General features: G+C 73.5%; 20 protein-coding genes and 1 pseudogene. 12 read left to right on the top strand and 9 right to left on the bottom strand.

Translation table 11 applies throughout. The features are described 5' to 3' along the window. Nucleotides 1-102: 102 nt before the first annotated feature. The gene (locus DKT68_RS16385; RefSeq protein WP_109818297.1) at nucleotides 103-837 is read right to left on the bottom strand and encodes a Type 1 glutamine amidotransferase-like domain-containing protein; all 735 of its coding nucleotides are present in this window, start codon (nucleotides 835-837) and stop codon (nucleotides 103-105) included. A 282-nt stretch (nucleotides 838-1,119) separates the two neighbouring features. Then, nucleotides 1,120-1,551, bottom strand: a pseudogene (locus tag DKT68_RS16390) (hypothetical protein); the annotation flags it as partial. A gap of 139 nt (nucleotides 1,552-1,690) precedes the next feature. Here DKT68_RS16390 and DKT68_RS16395 point away from each other — a divergent pair. Further along, on the top strand, nucleotides 1,691-2,200 hold the full coding sequence (locus DKT68_RS16395) for a SigE family RNA polymerase sigma factor (protein ID WP_109818281.1): 510 nt from the start codon (nucleotides 1,691-1,693) through the stop codon (nucleotides 2,198-2,200). Further along, nucleotides 2,197-2,745 (top strand): hypothetical protein, encoded by a 549-nt coding sequence (locus DKT68_RS16400; protein WP_201749068.1) that lies wholly within the window; start codon nucleotides 2,197-2,199, stop codon nucleotides 2,743-2,745. The genes DKT68_RS16395 and DKT68_RS16400 overlap by 4 nt, the downstream gene beginning before the upstream one ends. A 24-nt stretch (nucleotides 2,746-2,769) precedes the next feature. On the opposite strand, the gene DKT68_RS31490 is transcribed toward DKT68_RS16400, so the two are convergent. Continuing rightward, a complete protein-coding gene (locus DKT68_RS31490; RefSeq protein WP_201749069.1) occupies nucleotides 2,770-3,003 on the bottom strand; it encodes a winged helix-turn-helix transcriptional regulator in 234 nt (77 codons plus the stop codon). Nucleotides 3,004-3,384: 381 nt separating this feature from the next. On the opposite strand from DKT68_RS31490, the gene DKT68_RS16410 reads away from it, so the two are divergent. From DKT68_RS16410 to valS, 5 genes are all read left to right on the top strand, one after another. After that, nucleotides 3,385-4,863 carry a DNA-3-methyladenine glycosylase 2 family protein gene (locus tag DKT68_RS16410; protein ID WP_109818298.1) on the top strand — a complete coding sequence of 493 codons (1,479 nt, stop codon included), beginning with the start codon at nucleotides 3,385-3,387 and terminating at the stop codon, nucleotides 4,861-4,863. Then, nucleotides 4,860-5,369, top strand: a complete 510-nt coding sequence (locus DKT68_RS16415; RefSeq protein WP_109818283.1) for a methylated-DNA--[protein]-cysteine S-methyltransferase — start codon at nucleotides 4,860-4,862, stop codon at nucleotides 5,367-5,369. The genes DKT68_RS16410 and DKT68_RS16415 overlap by 4 nt, the downstream gene beginning before the upstream one ends. Nucleotides 5,370-5,406: 37 nt before the next feature. Beyond that, on the top strand, nucleotides 5,407-7,269 hold the full coding sequence (locus tag DKT68_RS16420) for an ABC transporter ATP-binding protein (protein WP_109818284.1): 1,863 nt from the start codon (nucleotides 5,407-5,409) through the stop codon (nucleotides 7,267-7,269). A 2-nt stretch (nucleotides 7,270-7,271) separates the two neighbouring features. Next, complete coding sequence (locus tag DKT68_RS16425) at nucleotides 7,272-9,143, top strand: ABC transporter ATP-binding protein (protein ID WP_407940752.1); 1,872 nt, start codon at nucleotides 7,272-7,274, stop codon at nucleotides 9,141-9,143. A gap of 89 nt (nucleotides 9,144-9,232) precedes the next feature. Continuing rightward, nucleotides 9,233-11,797 (top strand): valine--tRNA ligase, encoded by a 2,565-nt coding sequence (gene valS, locus DKT68_RS16430; RefSeq protein ID WP_109818286.1) that lies wholly within the window; start codon nucleotides 9,233-9,235, stop codon nucleotides 11,795-11,797. Between the two features lie 46 nt (nucleotides 11,798-11,843). On the opposite strand, the gene DKT68_RS16435 is transcribed toward valS, so the two are convergent. The 5 genes from DKT68_RS16435 to DKT68_RS16455 form a co-directional block, all read right to left on the bottom strand. After that, nucleotides 11,844-12,491 (bottom strand): hypothetical protein, encoded by a 648-nt coding sequence (locus DKT68_RS16435; protein WP_109818299.1) that lies wholly within the window; start codon nucleotides 12,489-12,491, stop codon nucleotides 11,844-11,846. Between the two features lie 93 nt (nucleotides 12,492-12,584). After that, nucleotides 12,585-13,295, bottom strand: coding sequence for an ABC transporter permease subunit (locus tag DKT68_RS16440; protein ID WP_109818287.1), 711 nt, complete (start codon nucleotides 13,293-13,295; stop codon nucleotides 12,585-12,587). 4 nt (nucleotides 13,296-13,299) lie between these two features. Next, nucleotides 13,300-14,211 (bottom strand): ABC transporter ATP-binding protein, encoded by a 912-nt coding sequence (locus tag DKT68_RS16445; protein ID WP_109818288.1) that lies wholly within the window; start codon nucleotides 14,209-14,211, stop codon nucleotides 13,300-13,302. Beyond that, nucleotides 14,211-15,116: an ABC transporter permease gene (locus DKT68_RS16450; protein ID WP_109818289.1), complete on the bottom strand. Its 906-nt coding sequence runs from the start codon at nucleotides 15,114-15,116 to the stop codon at nucleotides 14,211-14,213. The genes DKT68_RS16445 and DKT68_RS16450 overlap by 1 nt, the downstream gene beginning before the upstream one ends. Next, nucleotides 15,109-16,023 (bottom strand): ABC transporter ATP-binding protein, encoded by a 915-nt coding sequence (locus DKT68_RS16455; RefSeq protein ID WP_109818290.1) that lies wholly within the window; start codon nucleotides 16,021-16,023, stop codon nucleotides 15,109-15,111. The genes DKT68_RS16450 and DKT68_RS16455 overlap by 8 nt, the downstream gene beginning before the upstream one ends. Nucleotides 16,024-16,261: 238 nt before the next feature. Between DKT68_RS16455 and DKT68_RS16460 the strand changes: the two genes are divergently transcribed. The 4 genes from DKT68_RS16460 (at nucleotide 16,262) to galT (ending at nucleotide 21,405) form a co-directional block, all read left to right on the top strand. After that, nucleotides 16,262-17,776, top strand: coding sequence for a glycosyltransferase family 2 protein (locus DKT68_RS16460; protein WP_109818291.1), 1,515 nt, complete (start codon nucleotides 16,262-16,264; stop codon nucleotides 17,774-17,776). Between the two features lie 88 nt (nucleotides 17,777-17,864). Next, a complete protein-coding gene (gene cysC, locus DKT68_RS16465) occupies nucleotides 17,865-19,394 on the top strand; it encodes an adenylyl-sulfate kinase (protein ID WP_109818300.1) in 1,530 nt (509 codons plus the stop codon). A 113-nt stretch (nucleotides 19,395-19,507) separates the two neighbouring features. Beyond that, the gene (locus DKT68_RS16470; protein ID WP_109818292.1) at nucleotides 19,508-20,329 is read left to right on the top strand and encodes a DeoR/GlpR family DNA-binding transcription regulator; all 822 of its coding nucleotides are present in this window, start codon (nucleotides 19,508-19,510) and stop codon (nucleotides 20,327-20,329) included. Beyond that, nucleotides 20,329-21,405 carry a galactose-1-phosphate uridylyltransferase gene (gene galT / locus DKT68_RS16475; RefSeq protein ID WP_109818293.1) on the top strand — a complete coding sequence of 359 codons (1,077 nt, stop codon included), beginning with the start codon at nucleotides 20,329-20,331 and terminating at the stop codon, nucleotides 21,403-21,405. Before DKT68_RS16470 ends, galT begins: the two co-directional genes overlap by 1 nt. 275 nt (nucleotides 21,406-21,680) lie before the next feature. Here galT and DKT68_RS16480 read toward each other — a convergent pair whose 3' ends face one another. Next, nucleotides 21,681-22,898: an NADP-dependent isocitrate dehydrogenase gene (locus DKT68_RS16480; RefSeq protein WP_109818294.1), complete on the bottom strand. Its 1,218-nt coding sequence runs from the start codon at nucleotides 22,896-22,898 to the stop codon at nucleotides 21,681-21,683. Nucleotides 22,899-23,036: 138 nt separating this feature from the next. Here DKT68_RS16480 and DKT68_RS16485 point away from each other — a divergent pair. Further along, on the top strand, nucleotides 23,037-23,796 hold a 760-nt coding region (locus DKT68_RS16485), incomplete at its 3' end, for an MBL fold metallo-hydrolase (protein ID WP_109818295.1).

Consider the following 23,796-nt stretch of genomic DNA (forward strand, 5'->3'; position numbering starts at 1 on the left):
ACGGGCCAGCTTACGCCGGTGGTGTCCGGGCCGGTCCACGCGGCTCGGTTTCCGGCCGCGCCGGGCCTGCCCGAGCTGGCCGACCCGGGCGTGGGGCGGCCGTCAGCCGAGCAGGCGTGGGGCGATGACCGCCTCCCGGACGCTGCCGTCCGCGCCGCGGCTGACCTCGTACGCCGAGACGCCCTCGCGGTCGGCGACCGCCTCCACCAGGCGGGTGCCCCGGTAGACCAGCCCGACCCCGTCGTCGGTGCAGTGGCTGGTGGGCAGCGTCCCGTCGCCGACCAGCTCGTGCATCAGCGGTCGACGCTGGCCTTCGCTGTCGTAGTGCACCCCGTTGCCGTACGGCAGCCAGCCCAGGCTCTCGGTGTAGCCGCGCAGGCGGGGGCCGAAGCTGTCGGTGGCGCCGCCCACGTGCCAGCAGATCGAGCCGGCGGAGACGCCGCCCAGCACCACGCCGGCCTGCCAGCACTCGTGCAGGATCTCGTCGAGCCCGTGCACCCGCCAGACCGCGACCAGGTTGGCCACGCTGCCGCCGCCCACCCAGATCACATCCTGGGCGAGCAGGTGGGCACGGACGTCCTCGACGTTCGGCATCGGGAACAGGGCGAGATGCGACAGCCGGAACCGGGTGTCGGCGAACGCGCCGTAGATGGCCGTCAGCGAGGTGGGCTGGTCCCCGACGGCCTGCCCGAGGTAGCAGATGCGCGGCTGCGGGCCGGCCTCGGCCAGCTCGGCCGCCAGCTCGAAGACCGGGCCGGGACGCAGGTCCATGGGGCCGCGGTCGCCTCGGAAGAAACCCATGCTGGTGGCGAGGATGGTCGGTTCGCTGGCGGGCACGTGGGCGTCCTTCCGTCGGTGCGGGACGGCGTTCATCCTGCCGCAGCCGGCCGCCGGCCGATCACCCGCCCGCGCGGCCCCGGCTCCGGCCGGCGAGACGCCGACTCAACCAGCGCGGCGCTGGCGGGGCACCAGGGCCAGCGCGCCAACGATCGGCCGGCCGGGCTCGGCCGGCTGACCCTCGGCGGGCTTGCCCTCGGTCTGCTCTCCGGCGGGCGTCGTGCCGGTCGGCTGGTCGCGGGCGGCCACCTCCCCCTCGGGCCAGTGGACCGGGGACAGCTCTCCCGGGGGCAGTTGCGCGGCGGCGGCGCGGGGCAGGGTGAACCGTTCGGCGGCAGCCGGGCCGGCCAGGACCGACTCGCGCAGCATCCAGCGCACCTCGTCGGCCGTCCAGCCCAACCCTGGCCGGGCGGCGATCTCCCGGACCAGCCGCCGGCCGACCCGGGTGTCGTCGTCGTAGAAGCGCATGCACCAGTGGTGCGTCCACATGCCGAGCGCCCGCAGGCCCGCGTCGTCCAGCGAGCGGGCCAGCCGGCCGCAGGAGGTGTTGGCGAAGGTCTCCTCGGCGTCGGCCGCCCGGTCCCGCTCGATCGCGCCGACGGCGGCCGGTGCGACGGCCCGCATCCGGCGGTAGAAGGACTGCGCCACCGCCCGGGGCAGCGGCGGGAACGCGCCCTGTGTCGACGCCGCCGCCCGACCCGCCACGCTCGCCATCGCCGCACCCCTTCTTGAGTTGGTGGCCGGACGTTACCCCCCACGACCGACACTTTCGGGCGGAAAATCCGTCCACGAACGTGGATAGCGAGGATGACCTGGGGCGTCTGTATCGGTGACAAGGAAACGGGGGTGATGGGTGGACGAGGACGAGCGAGCCCGGTTGGCCGAGTTCGTCGCCAGCCGGACTCCGGCGCTGATGCGGGTCGCGTACCTGCTGACCGGGAACCGCAGCGCCGCCGAGGACCTGTTCCAGTCGGCGTTGGCGCGAACCATCCCGAAGTGGGGAGGCATCCGGCACGCCGACCCGGAGGGGTACCTGCGCGTGGTGATGTACCGCGAGCAGGTCAGCTGGTGGCGGCGACTGCGCCGATGGCGGGAGACGCCACTCAACCAGGCGGACGAACCGGTCGGCGCCGATCCGAGCGGCGGGTCGGACGTGCGGTTGGCGATGCGCGCCGCGCTGCGCCACCTGCCACCGGCGCAGCGCGCGGTGGTGGTCCTGCGCTACTACGAGGACCTGCCCGAAGCACGGGTCGCCGAGCTGCTGGGCTGCTCGGTCGGCACCGTGCGCAGCCGTACCCACCGGGCGGTCACAAGACTGCGGGAACTTCTGCCGGAGACCGAACTGCTGGAGGTACGGCGATGACCGACTCCTTCGAGCACCTCATCCGCTCCACCCTCACCGACCTGGCCGAGGAGGCACCGATCGTGCATGACCAGTTGAGCCGAGCGGAACGGCGGGTGCGCAACCGGCGCCGGGCCACGGTGACGATGGGGGCGTTGGGCACCCTCGCGGCCATTGTGATCGCCACCCCGCTCGCCCTCGCGGGGACCGGCTCGGACCAGCCCCGACCGGCCGCGCCCAACCCCGCGGTCGAGCCCAGCCTGCCCGTACCCACCCCGTCCGGACCGGCGGTCGGGCCGGGGCCGGTCGCGCCGAGCCCGTCGGGCGAGCCGGGCCCGCCCGGTGTGCCCGGCCGGTCTAGTGTGCCGGGCCCGCCTGGTGTGCCGGGCCCGCCCGGTGTGCCGGGCCGGCCTTGGCCGACCGTCGAGCCGAGCCCGTCCGGGCCGGTCGCTGTGCCCGGGGCGCCCGGCGGTGCGCCTGGGGCGCCGGGCGTGCCGAGCCCAGTGAGCCCGGCGGTCGAGCCGAGCCCGTCCGGGCCTCCCGGCGTGCCGAGCCGGGTGAGCTGATCAGACCCGGTCAGGTCGGGCGGTCTACCGTCCGGCCTGACCGGCTGGAGGTTCGTCCTGGTCGGCCGCGTCGGCGCCGAGCCGCCGATGGCTCCAGTCGATCAGCGGCTGGAGCAGCGTCATCAACTCCCGACCGTCCTGGGTCGGCCCGTAGCGGATCTGCACCGGTGACGTCGGAATGACGGTCCGCTCGATCAACCCGTCGCTCTCCAACTCCCTGAGTCGCTGGGCGAGCAGCCGATCGGAGATGCCGGCCACTGCCCCCCGGTACTCGTCGCCGGCCGGGCCGACGGCGCGTACGTCAACTTCGAGAGCCGGCCGGACCCGGCCGCGTTCGCCCGGATCTATCCGGGTGAGACCGGCGCCCGGGTGCGGCGGCTCTGGCGACGGTACGACCCCGACGGCGTGTTCCGGCCGGCCCTGCTGACCGGCCAACCCGCACGGTCGGGCCAACCCGCACGGTCCGGCCAGTCCGCGCGGTCCGGCCAGTCCGCGCGGTCCGGCCAGTCCGCGCGGTCCGGCCAGCCCCACCGGCGCCGCCGCTGACGGCCACCCGCGCCGGCCGTTGCCCAGATGGCTGCACGCCCAGGTCCGATTCCCGCCAGCCGGGAGCCCGGCGAGCGGGGCATCATCGGTGGCGTGGAGATGGACTTCGAGCGGTGCTACCGGGCTGTGGACAGCCGTGACCAGCGGTTCGACGGCTGGTTCTACACCGGCGTGACGTCAACCGGGATCTACTGCCGGCCGTCCTGCCCGGCGACCACGCCCAAGCGACAGAACGTCCGGTTCTTCCCGTCCGCCGCCGCGGCACAGGGTGCCGGCCTACGGGCCTGCCGCCGCTGCCGACCGGACGCCGCGCCCGGCTCGCCGCAGTGGGACGTTCGCGCCGACGTGGTCGGCCGGGCGATGCGGCTGATCGCCGACGGGGTGGTCGACCGGGACGGCGTCCCCGGGCTGGCCTCCAAGCTCGGCTACACCGAGCGGCACCTGCACCGGATGCTGCGCGCCGAGATGGGAGCGGGGCCGCTCGCGCTGGCCCGGGCCCAACGGGCGCAGACCGCCCGGATCCTGATCGAGACGACCGGCCTCGGGATGGCCGAGATCGCGTTCGCCGCCGGCTTCGGGAGCGTCCGGCAGTTCAACGACACGGTCCGGGAGGTGTACGGGATCGCCCCGTCCGAGCTGCGGGCGGCCCGTGGCCGGCACGAGGCGCCGGTCGGGGCGGGGACCATCACGCTCCGGCTGGCGTACCGGCCGCCGCTGCACGCCCGCGCGCTGCTGGACTTCCTCGCGGTGCGGGCGCTGCCCGGCGTGGAGGAGGTCCGTGACAGGACGTACCACCGGGGGTTGCGGTTGCCGCACGGCGCCGGCCAGGTGGCGCTGACCCCGGCGGACGGGCACGTGGCGGCGACGCTGCGCCTGGCCGACCTGCGCGACCTGGCGCCGGCCGTGGCCCGCTGCCGCCGGCTGCTCGACCTGGACGCCGACCCGGCCGCCGTCGACGCCACGCTCGCCGCCGACCCGGCGCTCGCCCCGGCGGTCGCCGCCGAACCGGGCATCCGGGTTCCCCGCGCGGTGGACGGCTTCGAGCTGGCGGTCCGCGCCATCATCGGTCAGCAGGTCTCGGTCACCTCCGCCCGCACCACCCTCACCCGCCTGCTGTCCGCCCGCGACCGCGTCGACGGGAGCCTGGAGCCCGGTCAACCTGATGATCAGCGAGGCGAGAGCGGCGCGGGCGGCCTCCGCGGCTTTCCCAGCGCGGAGGACGTGCTCGGGATGCCGGACGCGGCGTTCGGAATGCCGGTCGGGCGGCGGGAGACCGTACGCGCGCTGGCCCGGGCGGTGGCCGACGGGGAGCTGGACCTGGCGCCCGGCGGCGACCGGGAGGAGACGGTCCGACGGCTGCTGGCGCTGCCCGGCATCGGCCCGTGGACCGCCGGCTACCTGGCCATGCGCGCCTTCGGCGACCCGGACGTCCTGCTCCCCACCGACCTGGCGGTCCGACGCGGCGCGGCCGCGCTCGGCCTGCCCGACACCCCGAAGACCCTCGACGCGTACGCCGAACGTTGGCGCCCCTGGCGGTCCTACGCCACGATCAGACTCTGGAGAGCGGCATGACCATCGACAGCACCGTGCTGAACACCCCGACCGGCCCGCTGAGCATCCTCGCCGGCCCGGACGGCGACGTCCGGGCGGCGGGCTTCACCCCGGACCCGGCGGCGCTGCTGCCCCTGGTCCACCCCACCCTGCGGGCGCCGCTGCGGCAGCGGGCCGACCTGGGTCCGGTCAGCGTGGCCGTCCGGTCCTACCTGGACGGCGACCTCACCGCCATCGACGCGGTGCCGGTCCGGCAGGTGACCGCGGGCGAGTTCATGGCGCACGCCTGGCAGGTGCTGCGCGAGGTGCCTCCGGGCACCCCGGTCACCTACACCGGGTACGCGGCGCTGGCCGGCCGACCGCCGGCCGTACGCGCGGCCGCTGCCGCCTGCGCCCGCAACGCGGCGGCGCTGTTCGTGCCCTGCCACCGGGTGCTGCGCACGGACGGCACGCTCGGTGGCTACCGCTGGGGGCTGGACGTGAAGAAGTGGCTTCTCGGTCATGAGCGACGGTTGACAGCAAGCTGACACAAGGATCGACACCTGTTGACGCTACCGTCGGGTAGTGCTTGTGGAGAGCGACGGCGACCCGGCCGCCCGGGTCGCCGCGGGCCCTCACCCCGTGCACAACCTCTGGCGGTTGCGCCGCTACCTGCGCCCGTACGCCGCCCAGTTCGCCTGGCTGCTGGTCGCCGGGCTCGCCGGCACCGCCGCCGGGATCGCCGTCCCGCTGGTGGTGCAGCGGGTGGTGGACGGGCCGGTGGCCCGACGCGATCCCGCCGGCCTGCTCCAGCTCGGCGCCCTGGCGCTGCTGCTCGGCGTGGCCGAGGCGGTGCTCATCTTCATCCGCCGGTGGGTGCAGTCCTCCTCGGCGATCGGCATGGAGGCGGCGCTGCGCGCCGACGTGTACGCCCACCTGCAACGGTTGTCGACGGGCTTCCACGACCGCTGGCAGTCCGGCCAGCTGCTGTCCCGGATCACCAGCGACCTGTCGGTGATCCGCCGGTTCCTCTCCTTCGGCGTGTTCTTCCTGGTGCTCAACCTGACCACCTACCTGGTGGTGGTGCTGCTGCTGATCCACCTGCACCCCGCGCTCGGGCTGCTGGTCGCGGCGAGCGCGGTGCCACTGCTGCTGATCAGTCGTCGGTTCGGCCGGCATTACCACGCCGCGTCGCGCCGCATGCAGGACCAGCAGGGCGACGTGGCGACGCTGGTCGAGGAGACCGCGCAGGGCCTGCGCACGATGAAGGCGTACGGCCGGGGGCCCGAGCTGGCCGCCCGCTTCACCGGTGGCGCCCGGACCCTGCACGACACCGGCGTACGCAAGGGCCGGCTGCTGGCCAACACGGCGGGGCTGCTCGACCTGGTGCCCAACCTGACGCTGGGCGTGGTGCTGGTGGCGGGTGCGGCCGCCGCCGCGCGGGGCGTGCTCACCATCGGCGAGCTGGTGGCGTTCGCCAGCCTCCAACTGATGCTCATCTGGCCGGTGCAGTCGCTGGGTTGGATCATCGCCAACGGCCAGGAGGCGGCCACCGCCGCCGACCGGATCCAGGAGGTGCTGGACACCCGGCCGCAGATCGTGGACTCTCCCGGCGCGCTCGCCCTGCCCCGCGAGGCGGTCCACGGCCGGCTCCACTTCGAACGGGTCGCGTTCCGCTACCCGGGCACCGCCGCACCCGTGCTGGACGGGGTCGACCTGACCATCGAGCCGGGCGAGACGCTGGCCCTGGTGGGCGCCACCGGCAGCGGCAAGAGCACGCTGCTGTCCCTGGTGCCCCGGCTGCACGAGGTGACCGGCGGCCGGATCACCCTGGACGGGCACGACCTGCGGGAGCTGCGCCTGGACTCGCTGCGCCGCCTGGTCGGGGTGGCGTTCGAGGAACCCACGCTGTTCTCCATGTCGGTGCGGGAGAACCTCACCCTGGGCCGTCCGGACGCCGGCGACGACGAGGTCCGGGCGGCCCTCGCGCTGGCCCAGGCTGACTTCGCGTACGACCTGCCGTGGGGGTTGGCAACCCGGGTGGGTGAGCAGGGGTTGTCCCTCTCCGGCGGGCAGCGGCAGCGGCTGGCCCTGGCCCGGGCGGTCCTCGGCCGTCCGGCGCTGCTGGTGCTGGACGACCCGCTGTCCGCCCTCGACGTGCACACCGAGGCGCTGGTCGAGGCGGCGCTGCGGCGGGTCCTGCGCAACAGCACCGCGCTGCTGGTGGTGCACCGGCCGTCGACGATCGCGCTGGCCGACCGGGTCGCCCTGCTCGACGGCGGGCGGATCGCGGCGATCGGCCGGCACTCCGAGCTGCTGGCCACCGTGCCGGCCTACCGGGCGCTGCTCGCCGCCGAGCCGCCGGTCGGGCAGCCACCACCATCCGGCGCCGCGTCGACGGCGTCCCCGGCGGCCACTTCGGACGGACGGGGGTTGGTGCGGTCGTGAGCGTGCCGGAGCAGGCCGAACCGCCCGGGGAGGAACCGGAGCTGACTCGCTGGCGCGGGACGGCCACCGACCCGGAGGCGGACCGGAGCCGGGCCGAGGAGAGCACCCCCGAGGCGGTGGCCCGGCTGCGCCGGCTCAGTCGGACGCTCCTCGCCGACCTGCTCCGCCCACACCGGAGGCGGCTCGGCGCCGCCGTCGGCCTGCTGCTGGCCCAGAACGCGGCCGCGATGGCCGGCCCGTACCTGGTCATGATCGGCATCGACCGGGCCATCGCGCCGTTGCGGGCCGGTGACGCCAGGCCGCTGGTCGCCGTCGCCGGGGCGTTCGCCGCCGCCGCGGTGACCGAGTACGTGGCCCGCCGCGGGTTCCTCGCCCTCTCCGCACGGATCGGCCAGGCCGTCCTGCTGGACCTGCGGCGGCGGGTGTTCGGGCACTTCCTGCGACTGTCGGTGGGCTTCCACGAGCGGTACACCTCCGGCCGGATGGTCTCCCGGCTCACCAGTGACCTGGACTCGATAGCCGAACTGGTCGACGGCGGAATCGACAGCCTGGTGCTGGCCGCGCTGTCGATCCTGTCGGTGGCGGCCATCCTGCTCTGGCTGGACCTGCCGCTGGCCGCCGTCACGCTGTTCGCGTTCCCGTTCCTGTTCTGGCTCTCCCGCTGGTTCGCCCGCGCGTCGGCCAGCGCGTACCGACGGACCCGGGAGGCCATCGCGCTGGTCATCGTGCACTTCGTCGAGTCGATGCGGGGCATCCGGGCGGTGCAGGCGTTCCGCCGGGAGCCCCGCAACCAGCGCATCTTCGTGGCACTCGGCGACGACTACCGGCAGGCCAGCCTGCACGCGTTCCGCCTGATCGCCACGTACTCCCCGGCGATCAAGCTGATCGGCAACGTCACGGTGGCTGTGGTGCTCTGCTACGGCGGCTGGCGGGTGCTCGGCGGGCAGACCGAGGTCGGCGTGCTCGCCGCGTTCCTCCTCTACCTGCGTCGCTTCTTCGAGCCGATGCAGGAGCTCAGTCAGTTCTACAACTCGCTCCAGTCGGCCACCGCGGCGCTGGAGAAACTGGCCGGCGTGCTGGACGAGCGGCCGGCGGTCGCCCAACCGGCCCGGCCCGTGCCGCTGCCGACCGGCGCCGGCCGCGGTGAGGTCGTCTTCGGGGCGGTCTCCTTCGGCTACCGCGCCGACACCCCGATCCTCTCCGGTGTGGAGCTGACCGTGCCCGCCGGGCAGACGGTCGCGTTGATCGGGCCGACCGGCGCGGGCAAGTCGACCGTCGCCAAGCTCGTCGCCCGGTTCCACGACCCGGACAGCGGCACGGTCCGGCTGGACGGCATCGACCTGCGTGCGGTCGGCGACGCCGACCTGCGCCGCGCGGTGGTGCTGGTCACCCAGGAGAACCACCTGTTCAGCGGCACCGTGGCCGAGAACATCCGGTTCGGCCGGCCGGGCGCCGACGACGCCGCGGTGCAGGCCGCCGCCCGGGCGATCGGCGCGCACGAGTTCATCACCGCGCTGCCCGACGGGTACGCCACGCAGGTGCACCGGCGCGGCGGCCGGCTCTCCGCCGGGCAGCGGCAGCTGGTCGCGTTCGCCCGGGCGTTCCTGGCCGACCCGACCGTGCTGATCCTGGACGAGGCCACGTCCTCGCTGGACGTGCCGACCGAGCGGCTGGTGCAGCGGGCGCTCGGCACCATCCTGCGGGACCGGACCGCCCTGGTCATCGCGCACCGACTCTCCACCGTGGAGACCGCCGACCGGGTGCTCGTCCTCGACGGTGGGCGAGTCGTCGAGGACGGCCCGCCCGCCGTGCTGGCCGAGGCCGACGGCCGGTACGCCGCACTGCGCCGGCAGTGGCGCGAGTCGCTGGTCTAGGCGACGGCTTCGCCGACGGACGCGCGCCGGTTCGCGTGTTCGGGCGCAACTACGTCGCCTGGCACCCGCCTGGTGCCTACGATCGCAGGATGACCGACACGGCGAGGACGGCCCGCGCCGGCGTCCCCGAGCGTCCGACTCTGGACGGGCTCGAGGAGACCTGGGCGCGCCGCTGGCAGGAGGAGGGCACGTACGCGTTCGACCGCTCGAAGCAGCGGACGGACGTGTACGCGATCGACACCCCGCCGCCGACCGTATCGGGCGAGCTGCACATGGGGCACGTCTTCTCGTACACGCACACCGACACCGTCGCTCGCTACCAGCGGATGCGCGGCAAGGCCGTCTTCTATCCGATGGGCTGGGACGACAACGGCCTGCCCACCGAGCGCCGGGTGCAGAACGTGTACGGGGTGCGGTGCGACCCGGCGCTGCCGTACGACCCGGTGTGGCGGCCACCGGCGACCCCGGTCGACGAGGCGGCGCGCCGCGACCCCACCCCGATCTCACGGCGCAACTTCATCGAGCTGTGCGAGCGGCTGACGGTCGCCGACGAGCAGGTCTTCGAGGCGCTCTGGCGACGGCTGGGGCTCTCGGTCGACTGGTCGCTGACGTACACCACGATCGGCCGGGTGGCCCGGGCGACCAGCCAGCGGGCGTTCGTGCGCAACGTGCTCCGCGGCGAGGCGTACCAGGCGGAGGCGCCGACGCTGTGGGACGTCGGTTTCGCGACCGCGGTCGCGCAGGCCGAGCTGGAGGACCGGGAACGCCCCGGCGCCTACCACCGGCTGCGGTTCACGGGGCCCGACGGGCGGGAGGTGCTCATCGACACCACCCGGCCCGAGCTGCTGCCGGCCTGCGTGGCGCTGGTCTGTCACCCCGACGACGAGCGGTACGCCGACCTGGTGGGCGGGACGGTGCGCAGCCCGCTGTTCGACGTCGAGGTGCCGGTGTACGCCCATCCGCTCGCCGACCCGGCCAAGGGCACCGGCGTCGCGATGGTCTGCACGTTCGGCGACCTGACCGACGTGACCTGGTGGCGGGAGCTGCGGCTGGAGACCCGGGTGGTGATCGGCCGGGACGGCCGGCTGCTCCCCGAGCCGCCGGCCGGGGTGCCCGCGCAGCCGTACGCGGCGCTGGCCGGGCAGACCGTCAACGGCGCCCGACGGGAGATCGTCGGGATGCTCGCCGACGCGGGTGACCTGATCGGCGAGCCGCGCCCGATCACCCACCCGGTGAAGTTCTACGAACGCGGCGACCGGCCATTGGAGATCGTCTCGACCCGGCAGTGGTATGTGCGCAACGGCGGACGGGACGACGATCTGCGGGCGGCCCTGCTGGCCCGGGGCGAGGAGCTGCGCTGGGTGCCGGCGCACATGAAGCACCGGTACGACCACTGGGTGACCGGCCTGACCGGCGACTGGCTGGTCAGCCGGCAGCGCTTCTTCGGGGTGCCGGTGCCGGTGTGGTACCGGCTCGACAGCGCTGGCGAGCCGGACTGGTCCCACCCTCTCACGCCGGACGAGTCCGCGCTGCCGGTCGATCCGTCCACCGACCCGGCGCCCGGCTACGACGAGTCGCAGCGCGGCCGGCCCGGCGGCTTCGTCGGCGACCCGGACGTGCTGGACACCTGGGCCACCTCGTCGCTGACCCCACAGATCGTCGGCGGCTGGGAGACCGACCCGGAGCTGTTCGCCCGGGTCTTCCCGATGGACCTCCGCCCGCAGGGGCAGGAGATCATCCGGACCTGGCTCTTCGCCAGCGTGGTCCGTTCGCACTTCGAGCACGGGGTGCTGCCCTGGCGGGACACCGTGCTCTCCGGCTGGATCCTCGACCCGGACCGGAAGAAGATGGCGAAGTCCAAGGGAAACGTGGTCACCCCACTGGCGCTGCTCGAACAGCACGGCTCGGACGCGGTGCGCTACTGGGCCGCCAGCGGCAAACCCGGCATGGACCTGGCGTTCGACCCGGCGCAGATCAAGGTCGGGCGGCGGCTGGCCACCAAGCTGCTCAACGCGTCGAAGTTCGCGCTCGGGCTGGGCGCCGCGGACGCGCTGCGCGCCCCGGCCACCGCTCCGCTGGACCGGGCCATGCTCGCCGAACTGGCGACCGTGGTCACCGCGGCGAGCGCCGCCTTCGAGTCCTACGACCACACGGCGGCGTTGCAGGCGACCGAGGCGTTCTTCTGGCGGTTCTGCGACGACTACATCGAGCTGGTCAAGGAACGCGCGTACGGCACCGGAGAGGCCGCCGACTCCGCCCGGGCCGCGCTGGCCTCGGCGCTGTCGGTGCAGTTGCGGCTGTTCGCGCCGGTGCTGCCGTACGTCACCGAGGAAATCTGGTCCTGGTGGCGGTACGGCTCGGTGCACCGGGCGCCGTGGCCCACCACGCACGAGGTGGCCCGGGCGATCGAGGGGACGGGTGAGCCGGCGCTGCTGCGGCTGGCCGGCGACGCGCTCAGCCAGGTGCGGCGGGCCAAGTCGGAGCGGAAGCTGTCGATGAAGGCGGAGGTGCCGCTGGCCGAGGCGCTGGGCCCGGCGACCCTGCTGGAGCAGCTCACCCTGGTCGCCGACGACCTGCGCTCCGCCGGCCGGATCGGCAAGCTCGATCTGCTTCCCGACCGCACCCCGGAGCTGGTCATCGCCTGCGCCTTCTGACCCGCGCGGAAGGCGCCCTCGCGGTGGAGGGCGCCTTCCGCACCGGTCACCAGCCGCCGCGCAGGAAACGCAGGCCGAGGAGGAACGCGACCACGGCGGGCCCGACCAGCAGGGTGATCGCCTGGAGCCGGTACGGCATCCGGTGCCGGGTCAACTCGACCGCGTTGCCCAGCACGATCGCGCCCGCCAGCATCAGGAACACTCCCCACCAGCCGGTCTCCAGGTGGATCAGCTCCACCCGGATCAGTTGCAGGGTCAGGCCGAGCAGCGCGCCGGTGAGCGCGAGCAGGGCCACCGCCCGGTGCAGGCCACGGGCCAGCGGGTGGGCCGCCCGCCACAGGTAGGTGCCGGCGACCGCCAGGCAGGGCAGCACCACCAGCATCGGCCAGCCCCGACCCATCACGCTGAACATCAGCAGCGCGCCCACCGTGAACACCAGCGTGCCGACGCAGGCGATGACGTACCCGGCGAAGGCACGACCCCCACGCCGGGCCAGCAGCGGCCCGCCGCTGGCCGCGATCAGCGCGCCCGGGATCAGGATGAAGCCCGCCCACCAGTGGAACCGGCCGCTGCCCTGTGCGGCCGTAGCGACCGTGGCACAGGCCAGGCCGGCGACCGCCAGGCTGGTCAACCAGGGACGGCTGCTCCGGGAGTACGGCTCAGCCAACGACGTGCGCTCCGCTTCGACGCTCACGCCCACCAGCCTGGCCCGACGCGCCCCGGCCGGTCCATCCGGCCAGCCCTACCGCCCGCCGGTGGCTGGCCGGAACACCGCCCCGCACCGACCTCAGCTCGTCTCGCCGGCCACGCTGAACGAGCGCAGACGGTCGACGGCCAGCACGGTGAAGCCGACGCTGACCAGCGCGGTCATCACCGACGCCACCGGCACCGACACCGTGGTCTCCAGCAGCCCGGTGGGGGCGATCCGGTCGGCGAGAGCGATCACGTACTGCTGGATCGAGAGCACCTTGGTGCCGCTGACGAAGTTGCCCAGCAGCCCCTCCCAGATCAGCACGTAGACCAGGCCGAGGAGCACCGGCCGCCGGGTGACCAGGCTGAGCGCGAGGAACAACGCCGAGTACGCCAGCGCGCCGAGCGCCGCCGCGGCGGCCAGCGCCAGGCCGAGGCGTACCGAGTCGGCCAGCACGCCCGCGACGTAGAGCGGCACCGCGACGGTGACCGCGGTGACCCCGGCCGCGACCGCGAGCTTGGGCAACACGATCTGCCAGCGCGGCAACGGCTTGGTCAGGATGTGCACCACCGTGCCGTCGTCGATCTCCGCGCCCAGCACGCCGGTGCCGATGATGAGCGCCACCACCGGCAGCACCACCGCCAGCCCGAGGCCGACCAGCACCGGCGGGCCCCACTCGCCCGGGTCGACCCCCAGCGACCGGCAGAGCACGGCCAGCCCGAGCAGCACCAACGGCAGCGGGAGCAGCAGCAGGAACCGCCGCCGGCCGAACAGGCCGCGCGCGGTGATCCAGGTAATGGTCGACATGATCTCAGGCCTCCACCAGGTAGGAGAAGACGCTCTCCAGGGACTCGTCGGACGGCACCAGCTGGCGCACCCGGATGCCCCGGGTCAGTGCGATCCGGGGCAGTGCCCGGGTGAAGGCGCCGTAGTCGCCGGCGCGCACGGTCAGACCGGTGCGGTCCAGCTCCACGCCGCTCACCGACGGTTCGGCGATGAGCGCGACGGCCAGCGCCCGGTCGTCGGTGGAGCGCACGGCGAAGACGTGCGGTCGGTTGGTCATCAACCGGCGGATGGTCCGGAAGTCGCCGGACGCCGCCAGCCGGCCGGCCACCATCACCTGCACGGTCCCGGAGACCTGCTCGACCTCCTCCAGGATGTGCGAGCTGAACAGGATGGTCCGGCCCGCGTCGCCGAGGCTGTGCAGCAGCTGCATCATGTGCAGCCGCTGGCGTGGGTCCATCCCGTTGAACGGCTCGTCGAGCAGCAGCACCTCCGGGTCGTGCACCAGCGCGGCGGCCACCCGGGCCCGCTGCCGCATGCCCTTGGAGTACGTGCCGATCCGGCGGTCCTGCGCCGACTCCAGCTCCACCAGGTCGATGGCCCGTCGGGCCGCCGCCGCCGGGTCGGCCAGCCGGTGCAGCTTCGCGCTGGCCAGCACGAACTCGTACGCGGTGAGGAAGCCCTGCACCGCCTCGCGCTCGCTGACCAGCCCCAGCCGCCGGTAGACGTCGGGGTTGCGCCAGGTCGGCGCGTCGTCGAGGGTGACCGTGCCGCGCGACGGGGCGAGGAACCCGGCCATCATGTGCAGCAGCGTCGTCTTGCCGGCGCCGTTCGGGCCGAGCAGCCCGGTCACGCCCGGCCCCAGGGCCATGCTGATGTCGTTGACCGCGACCACGTTGCCGTACCACCGGGACACCCCGGTCAGGCTCAGCGTGCTCATCAGGAGGCGACCTTCCGGTAGCGGGCCAGCAGGAGGGCGGTCGCGCCGGCGACCAGCAGCACCGCGGCCAGGGCGTAGACCGGGCCGAACCCGCCGATCATCATCTCGCCCGGATCGCCCTCGACCAGCAGGTCACCCAGCGACCAGATGCCCACCCCCTGCACCAGCGTGGAGGGCGAGGCGAGCCCGGCCAGCTCGTTGGCGGCGCGCGACGGCAGGATGCTCAGCACCCCGACGATCGGGGTGGTCATCAGGAAGACCGCGACCACGCCACCGGCGGCGAAGGCGCGCTTGCCGGTCAGCGACGCGACCAGCATGCCGACCGAGGCGAAGACCACCGCCCACAGCCCGGCGTAGAGCAGCCCCGGCAGCAGGTCGAGCAGCTCGTTCCACACCCCGCGCATGCCCTGCTTGGTGGTGAACGCGGCACCCAGGAACATCAAGAGCTGCGGCCCGCCGAGCAGCAGCCAGAGCGCGGTGACCAGCGCCAGCAGCTTGGCCAACGCGTAGTCGGAGCGGGGCAGCGGCCGGGAGAAGTACAGCGGCAGCACGCCGCTGCGCAGGTCCCGGGAGACCAGCTCCGGCGCGACGACCGCGACGAAGAAGATGACCAGCCAGCTCATCGCGTCGGCGAACTGGGCGTACGTGGCGACCGGCTCGCCGATCTGGCTGCGTACCGCGGCCAGGGCCACCGCGACCAGGGTGACGATGCCGACCACCAGCCACGGGAAGATCTTGGCCTTGGCGCTGCGCCCGAACCCGAACGCGGTGCGCAGACCGTGCAGGTAGAGCGCGCCGAAGACGTGCCGGCGGCCCAGCCGTGGGCCCTCGTAGCGCTGGTAGCCGATGTCGTGGATGACGCCGGTCGGCGTGGAGCGGACGGCGGCGGTTGACGACTCAGGCATGGGTGAGCTCCCTCGTGGCGAAGAGTTCGGCCACCCGGTGCCGGCGCTGGTCCAGTCGGTGCAGCGGCAGGTCCAGCTCGGCGACCGCGCCGAGGATCAGGTCGTAGGTGGTGTCGTCGGCGAGCGGCACGAGCAGCAGCCGCCCGTCCCGCGCCACCGGCAGGTCGAGGGCGGCGAGCCGGGCGGCCAGCTCCTCGGTGCCCTCGCTGACCTCCACGGCGAGCACGTCGGTGGCCGAGGTCATCGCGGAGATGTGGTCGGCGCGCAGCAACCGGCCGCCGTCGATGGCGATCAGCGTGTCGCAGATTCGTTCCACCTCGCCCAGCAGGTGTGAGCAGACCAGCACGGAGATGCCGAACTCGGTGCCGATGCGGTGCACCAGCGCCAGCATGGCGTCCCGGCCGGCCGGGTCCAGGCCGTTGGTCGGCTCGTCGAGCAGCAGCAGGTCGGGGTCGTGCACCAGCGCCTGGGCCAGCTTCACCCGCTGCTTCATGCCGGTGGAGTAGCCGCCGACCGGGCGGTAGCGCTCCTCGTAGAGCCCGACGTGGCGCAGCGCCTCGGAGGCCCGCTCGCGGGCCGCCGTGCGCGGCAGGCCGCTCATCCGGCCGAGGTGGGTGACCAGCTCGGCGGCGGACAGGTCCGGCGGGAGGCAGTCGTGCTCGGGCATGTAGCCGACGCGGGCGCGGACCGCCGCGGAGTCGACGGTCGGGTCGATGCCGAGCACCGAGACCTGACCGCTGGTCGGGGCGATCAGGCCGAGCAGGATCTTGATCAAGGTGGATTTACCGGCGCCGTTCGCGCCCACCAGGCCGATGATCCCCGGCTCGACGCCGACGGTGAGGTCGGTGAGCGCGGTGACCCGACCTCCGTACGTCTTGGTGAGCGACTGGGTCGCGATCAGTGTCACGCTGCCAGCGTAGGGAGTCGATGGCCACCGTGGGCACCGGCACGCCCCCGGCGCTCCCCTGATCCTGAGGGCGGTCGACCCCTAGGGTGCGTTCGCGAGGCGCGGGCCACGTTTGCGCCGGTCCCGCTTTCGGCCGGACCCCGCCGCCGGAAACGCCCGGTCGGGGTGGCACGATTCACTTCCCGTTCACCGGGCAGTGTTCCGGGGGATATGCGACCGCCGACGCGGAAGGATCGTGATGGTCGACGTGGGCGTCCCCAAGGTGAGTGTCGTCGTGCCGGCGTACAACTGCGGCCGGCACATCGAGAAGCTCGTGGCCTCGCTGCTGCGCCAGTCGCTACCCGCCGACGAGTTCGAAGCGATCTTCGTCGACGACGGCTCGACCGACGACACGGGTGAGCGGTTGGATCGGCTGGCGGCCGCGCACCCGCACATCCGGGTGGTGCACATCGAGAACTCGGGCTGGCCGTCGCGCCCGCGCAACCTGGGCATCGAGCGGGCCCGCGGCGAGTACGTCTTCTTCGCCGACGACGACGACTGGTTCGCCGACCAGGCGCTGGAGCGGCTCTACGACTGCGCGGCCAAGTACGACGCGGACCTGGTGATCGGCAAGATGGCCGGGCACGGGCGGGGCGTGCCCCGGGAGCTGTTCCGCAAGAACCGCTTCGACGCCACGCTCGAGAACGCTCCGCTGATCGACAGCCTGACGTGCCACAAGCTGTTCCGCCGGTCGTTCCTCAACGAGCACGGGCTGCGGTTCCCGGAGGGCGGCAAGCGGCGGCTGGAGGACCACTCGGTGGTGGTGCGGGCCTACTTCCTGTCCCGGCGCACCTGCGTGCTGTCCGACTACACCTGCTACCACCACGCCCAGCGGGGCGACGCGCGCAACGTCACCGCGGCCCGGCTGGAGCCGTCGAGCTACTTCGAGAGCGTGCGCGACGCGCTGGACATCGTGGACGCCAACACCGAGCCGGGACCGCTGCGGGACCGGCTGCACCGGCGCTGGCTGCGCAACGAGATGATCAACCGGCTACGGGGAAAGCGGCTGCTGGACGCCCCCGAGGACTGGCTGGAGCAGGTCGCCCTGGAAACCCAGAAAATCATCCAGGACCGGTTCGCACCCGGCGTCGCCGCCGGCCTGCCGCCGCTGCAAAGGGCGGTGGCGTACCTGACCGAGCGGGGCCGGTTCGCGGACCTGCGCCGCCTGGCCCACTGGGAGGCGGGCATCGCCGGGCACGGCAGGGTCGACGGGTTCGAGCTGGACGACCGTACGGTCACGGTGCGCGTCGCCGCCGAGCTCCGCTCTGGGGGCCAGCCGATCGGCTTCCGCACCGAGAACGGCCGGGACGTGCTGGTGCTTCCGGTCGACGAGATCGCCCCCGAGGTGCTCGACTCCACCGCGCAGGTCCGCAAGGCCCGGCTGGATGTGGTCGCCCGCCGCCGGGAGACCGGGGACGAGATCTTCCTGCCGGTGACCTTTGAGACCGAGCGGGTCGGCGAACCGACCGGGGCGGACTCCGGCCACCTGGTGCACCGGGCCACCACCACGATCGACTTCGGCGCCCTCAACGGCGGCCGGACCCGGGGCAGCTGGCTCCTCAAGGCACGGATCACCAACGCCGGCTGGACCGAGGACGCCCGGCTGCCACTGCTCTTCATCTGCCCGGCGGACGGCGCGCCGCCGCGGATCCGGGACGAACGGAAGGTCTGGAACTGGCTGCGGTCGGCGGTGGGTCGCCGGATCCGCCGCTGATCCGCCCGCCCGGGTCGTGGAGTGGCGGCCTCGACCGATCGGCGGTCGGCTGCGAAACTGTGTGCCGGTCAGCGAGTGGGGGGTGTGGATGAGCAACGGCTGGGTGCTGCCCGACGAGGTGCTCCGGGACGCGCCGGCGTACACGCCGCGGCCCGGTGAGCTCGCGGATCTTGAGCTGCTGCTGACCGGCGCGTACACCCCTCTGACCGGCTTCATGACCCGCGCCGACCTCGTCTCGGTCAGCCGGCGTGGTCGACTGGCCGACGGCACGCCGTGGCAGGTGGCGGTGACCCTCCAACTGCCCGCGGCGCTGGCACAGGGCTTCGATCCGCGCGACCCGGCCCGCCGGGCGCTGGTGCTGACCGACGGCGAGGGCGCGCCGGTGGCCGCCCTGGACGTGGCGGACGTCTGGCCGGTACGCGACGGCGTGGCCGGGGTGGGCGGCCAGGTCCGCCGGCTGGGCGACGGCGGCCACGGCCCGTTCCAGCGGCTGCGCCGCAGCCCGGAGGAGGTTCGCGCGCTGCTGCCGCCGGGCCGGGTGCTCGGCGTCATCGCCGACCGGCCGCTGCACCGGCCACAGCTCGCCCAGATCGCCCACGCCGCGCGCACGCTGGCCGCGCACCTGCTGGTGATGATCCCGGTGGGTGAGGGCGGCGTGGCCGGGCTCCCGCCGGAGGCGCTGGTCCGCAGCATCTTCGCCGCACGCGACCGGATGCCGCCGGCCACCCTCGTCGCGGTGCCGCTGTCGCACCGGCGTGAGGAGATCAGCGACGCGCTGCTGCGCGCCCGGGTCTCCGGCGCGTACGGGGTCACCCACCTGCTCTCCACCGGCGAGATGCTCTCCGGCGCCGGGCTGCGGGTGCTGGTGCCCCGCGAGCTGGCGTACGACAACCGGGACGGGCAGTGGCGCTGGCGGGAGGACATCCCGCCGCGCAACCGCCGTCTCGCGCTCACCCAGGACGAGATCGACGACCTGCTGGACCGGGGCTTCCCACTGCCGGAGTGGCACACCCCGCCCGCGGTGGCGAAGGAGCTGGCGCGGGCCCGGCCGCCGCGCCGGCACCGGGGTCTCGTGGTCTTCCTGACCGGCCTCTCCGGCTCCGGCAAGTCGACCATCGCCCGGGGCCTGGCGGACGCGCTGCGCGAGAGCGGCGACCGGACGATCACCCTCCTCGACGGTGACGTGGTGCGTCGGGAGCTCTCCGCCGGGCTGGGCTTCACCAAGACCGACCGGGACCTCAACGTCCGGCGGATCGGCTGGGTGGCGGCCGAGATCGCCCGGCACCGGGGGGTGGGCATCTGCTGCCCGATCGCCCCGTACGCGGCGGCGCGCGCGACCGCCCGGGAGATGGCGCTCGCCGCCGGGGCCGGTTTCGTGCTGGTGCACGTCGCCACCCCGCTGGCGGTGTGCGAGCAGCGGGACCGGAAGGGCCTGTACGCGCGGGCCCGCGCCGGCCTGCTCACCGGGATGACCGGCATCGACGATCCGTACGAGGAGCCGACCGACGCCGACCTGGTGGTGGACACGACCGACCTGAGCGTGCCGGACGCGGTGCAGGCCGTGCTGCACCACCTGACCGAGACCGGCTGGGTGGAGATGAAGAACCCGTCCTCCTGAGGCGCCGCCGGACCCCGTTCCTTCCGCCACTGCCGGCTACGCGCTAGTGTTCATCTTTGTTGGAACACGTTTGACCGCGTGAGAGTACGTGGACCCTCGGGGAGGCACGGCGGATGCTGGCTCAGCAGCGGCAGGCGGCCATCCTGGAGCGGGTCCGCTCGACCGGCGGCGTCCGGGTGACCGAGCTGGCCACCGAGTTCGGCGTGTCCGACATGACCATCCGCCGCGACCTGGAGGCGCTGCACGAGCGCGGCCTGCTGGCCAAGGTGCACGGCGGCGCTACGGCGGCCGGCCCGAGCTCGACCGACGAGCCGGGCTTCCACGCCAAGTCCGTCCGCCAACTGGCGGAGAAGGCCGCTATCGCGGACCGGGCGGCGCAGCTGGTCCGGCCCGGCGCCGCGGTCGCACTCTCCGCCGGCACCACCACCGCCGAGCTGGCCCGGCGACTGGTGGACGTGCCCGGCCTGACCGTGGTGACCAACTCGCTGCCGGTGGCCGAGATCCTGCACGCCGGCGGCCGGCCGGACCAGACGGTGGTGCTCACCGGCGGCGTCCGCACGCCGTCCGACGCGCTGGTCGGCCCGCTCGCCGTCGGCGCCGTCCGGGCGCTGCACCTGGATCTGCTCTTCCTCGGCGTGCACGGCATCACCGAGCGGGCCGGTTTCACCACCCCGAACCTCATGGAGGCGGAGACCGACCGGGCGCTGGTCGCGGCGGCGGACCGGCTGGTGGTGCTCGCCGACCACACCAAGTGGGGCACGGTGGGCATCTCCTCGATCGTCGAGCTGGCCGCGGCACACGTACTGGTGAGCGACGACCGGTTGCCTCCGCCCGCACGACGGGTACTCGGCGAACAGGTGGGCGAATTGATCATGGTGAAGGCGACGGAGGCGGGCCGCGCGACGCGCACGCCGACGAGTGAGGGGACGGCGTAGTGAAGCGCACCGCGATCGACCTGGCCGACGGCCGGGAGCTGATCTACTTCGACGAGCGCGACGACGCCGTCCGCGACCAGCCGGACCGCCGGGACCTGCCGCCACCGCCCCCCGCGTCCCAGCTGCGCTACGACCCGTTGACCGACGAGTGGGTGGCGGTCGCCGTGCACCGGCAGACCCGCACCTTCCTCCCGCCGGCGAACGAGTGCCCACTCGACCCGTCGGTGGGTGACCGGCTCACCGAGATCCCGGCCCCCGACTACGACGTGGTGGTCTTCGAGAACCGCTTCCCGTCGCTGAGCGGGCGGGTGGCCGACGAGCCCGGGGAGATCACCCCGTTCACGCCGGTCCGGCCGGGCCTCGGCCGGTGCGAGGTCGTCTGCTTCACCTCGGACCACAACGCGTCCTTCGCCAGCCTTCCGCCGCGCCGGGTCCGCACCGTGCTGGACGCGCTCGCCGACCGGACCGAGGTGCTCGGCGAACTGCCCGGTGTGGAGCAGGTGTTCTGCTTCGAGAACCGGGGCGTCGAGATCGGCGTCACCCTGCACCACCCGCACGGGCAGATCTACGCGTACCCCTTCGTGACGCCGCGCACCCGGGCGCTGCTGACCGCGGCACGACGGCACGCGGAGCGGACCGGCGGGGGCAACCTCTACGCGGACATGCTGGCCGCCGAACGCGCCGCCGGCGACCGGGTGGTCGTCGAGAACGAGCACTGGACGGCGTTCGTGCCGGCGGCGGCCCGCTGGCCGTTCGAGGTGCACGTGGCGCCGCGCCGCGTGGTGCCGGACATCCCGGCGCTGAGCGACGCCGAGCGGGACGCCTTCGGGCCCCTCTACCTGGATCTGCTGCGCCGTTTCGACGGGCTGTTCGACATGCCGATGCCGTACATCTCGGCCTGGCACCAGGCCCCGGTGCGGATCGACCGCGAGCTGGGTCATCTGCACCTTCAGCTGTTCAGCATCCGGCGGGCCAAGGACAAGCTGAAGTACCTGGCGGGTTCCGAGTCCGGGATGGGCGTCTTCATCAACGACATCGCCCCCGAACGCGCCGCCGACCTCCTGCGCGCCGCCTGAGACCGGCGGGAAACAGGGCGCGGGGGGCCCGGGACAGGGCCCCCCGCAGGGAAGGGACGGCTGGCTGTGCACGGCACAGCCGGGAAGGCTGGCTGATCGGCGCACGGGTGCCGCGGGTCGACCGAGGTCAACCTTCCTGGACGCGACTGGCATCTCGTCCATCCTGGTCAACGAGGCGCGCCGACGGCGGTGACGACAACCGGCGCGTCAGCCCCGGACACGCCGAAGCCCGCCGGCTGAGATGCCGGCGGGCTCCGATGATGCGGTACGCCTGATCAGCCGGCGATCTTGCGCGCCAGGTTCTCGTCGAGCGCGTTCATGAACTCGTCGGTGGTCAGCCACGGGGCGTCGCGCGAGATGAGCAGCGCGAGGTCCTTGGTCATCTGGCCGCCCTCGACGGTGTCGACGATGACCTGCTCCAGGGTGTTGGCGAACTCGGTCACCGCCGGCGTGCCGTCCAGCTTGCCCCGGTGGGCCAGGCCCCGGGTCCAGGCGTAGATCGACGCGATGGGGTTGGTCGAGGTCTTCTCGCCCTTCTGCCACTGCCGGTAGTGCCGGGTGACCGTGCCGTGCGCGGCCTCGGCCTCGACGGTACGACCGTCCGGGGAGAGCAGGACCGAGGTCATCAGACCCAGCGAGCCGAAGCCCTGCGCCACGGTGTCGGACTGCACGTCACCGTCGTAGTTCTTGCAGGCCCAGACGTAGCCACCCTCCCACTTGAGCGCGGCGGCGACCATGTCGTCGATCAGCCGGTGCTCGTAGGTGATGCCGGCCGCGTCGAACTCGGCCTTGAACTCGTTCTCGAACACCTCGGCGAAGATGTCCTTGAACCGGCCGTCGTACGCCTTGAGGATGGTGTTCTTCGTGGACAGGTAGACCGGGTAGTTGCGGTCCAGCCCGTACCGGAACGAGGCCCGGGCGAAGTCCCGGATCGACTCGTCGTAGTTGTACATGCCCATGGCGATGCCGCCGCCGGGGAAGTTGGCGACCTCCATCTCCATCGGCGCGCCGCCGTCGGCCGGGGTGTAGGTGATGGTCACCGTGCCCGGGCCGGGGACGACGAAGTCGGTGGCCTTGTACTGGTCACCGTGGGCGTGCCGGCCGATGATGATCGGCTTGGTCCAGCCGGGGACCAGCCGCGGCACGTTGGACATGATGATCGGCTCGCGGAAGACGACGCCGCCGAGGATGTTGCGGATGGTGCCGTTGGGCGACCGCCACATCTTCTTCAGGCCGAACTCCTCGACCCGGGCCTCGTCCGGGGTGATGGTCGCGCACTTGACGCCGACGCCGTGCTCCTTGATGGCGTTGGCGGCGTCGATGGTGACCTGGTCGTCGGTCTCGTCGCGGTGCTGGATCGACAGGTCGTAGTAGTGCAGGTCGACGTCGAGGTAGGGCAGGATCAGCTGCTCCCGGATCTGCTTCCAGATGATCCGGGTCATCTCGTCGCCGTCGAGCTCCACGACCGGGTTGTTTACCTTGATCTTCGCCATCGGCCGGCGCTCCTCTCGGGGGACACGTGCTCAAGCAGTACGAGCGTACTGGAAACAGGCCGGCAGCCCCCAGCCGGCCTCGACCGGCCGGCGGAAACCAGGCTGCGCGGCGCAGAAGTTCCCTGACATCATCGCCCGATGCCACTGAGCCGCACCCTCGGGTCTATCACGGTCACCGCGCTCACCGACGGGGAGGGTGCCTTCTTCCAGCCTCGGCAGGAGGCGTTTCCGCACGCCACGGCCGAGCAGTGGCGCGAGGCCGACCGGCGCGACCCCAGCTCGGTGACCGCCGACGGCCAGTGGTGGCTACCGTTCCGCAGCTTCGCCATCCGGGCCGGCGACGGGCCGGTCACTCTGGTGGACGCCGGGATCGGCCCGGCCGACGCGCCCGCCGCGAGCTGGGCGCCGGTGCCCGGTCGACTGCCCGCCGAACTGGCCGCCGCCGGCATCGACCCGGCCGACGTCGACACGGTCGTGCTGACCCACCTGCACAGCGACCACATCGGCTGGGCGGTGACCGGCACGCCCGCGCAGCCGTACTTCCCGAACGCCAGCTACCTGTTGCAGCGCGCCGAGGTGGACGCGGCGGAGACGCTCAGTCCCGGGCTGCCCGCCGGCCTGATCACGCCGTTGCGCGCCGCCGGCCAGCTCCGGGTGGTCGACGGCGAGGCCGCACTCACCCCGGCGGTACGCCTGCTGCCCACCCCGGGGCACACCCCCGGCCACCAGTCGGTGCTCCTGACGACGGCCGACGAACGCATGCTGCTCACCGGCGACCTGCTGGTGCACACCGTGCAACTGGTCGACCCCGACCTCCCGTACGCCCACGAGGAGGACCCGGAGACGGCCCGAAAGTCGCGCACGAACCTCCTCCGCACCCTGCACGACTCCCCCACCC

This window comes from Micromonospora acroterricola (assembly GCF_003172955.1).
GTDB classification, from domain to species: domain Bacteria; phylum Actinomycetota; class Actinomycetes; order Mycobacteriales; family Micromonosporaceae; genus Micromonospora; species Micromonospora acroterricola.

Bases quoted from the DNA above. Each gene is read 5' to 3' on its own strand.
- DKT68_RS16470 (WP_109818292.1), top strand. From the start codon at position 19,508: ATGCTGGCTCAGCAGCGGCAGGCGGCCATCCTGGAGCGGGTCCGCTCG.
- DKT68_RS16440 (WP_109818287.1), bottom strand. From the start codon at position 13,295: ATGTCGACCATTACCTGGATCACCGCGCGCGGCCTGTTCGGCCGGCGG.
- DKT68_RS16415 (WP_109818283.1), top strand. From the start codon at position 4,860: ATGACCATCGACAGCACCGTGCTGAACACCCCGACCGGCCCGCTGAGC.
- DKT68_RS16450 (WP_109818289.1), bottom strand. From the start codon at position 15,116: ATGCCTGAGTCGTCAACCGCCGCCGTCCGCTCCACGCCGACCGGCGTC.
- DKT68_RS16445 (WP_109818288.1), bottom strand. From the start codon at position 14,211: ATGAGCACGCTGAGCCTGACCGGGGTGTCCCGGTGGTACGGCAACGTG.
- cysC (WP_109818300.1), top strand. From the start codon at position 17,865: ATGAGCAACGGCTGGGTGCTGCCCGACGAGGTGCTCCGGGACGCGCCG.
- DKT68_RS16460 (WP_109818291.1), top strand. From the start codon at position 16,262: ATGGTCGACGTGGGCGTCCCCAAGGTGAGTGTCGTCGTGCCGGCGTAC.
- DKT68_RS16480 (WP_109818294.1), bottom strand. From the start codon at position 22,898: ATGGCGAAGATCAAGGTAAACAACCCGGTCGTGGAGCTCGACGGCGAC.
- valS (WP_109818286.1), top strand. From the start codon at position 9,233: ATGACCGACACGGCGAGGACGGCCCGCGCCGGCGTCCCCGAGCGTCCG.
- DKT68_RS16400 (WP_201749068.1), top strand. From the start codon at position 2,197: ATGACCGACTCCTTCGAGCACCTCATCCGCTCCACCCTCACCGACCTG.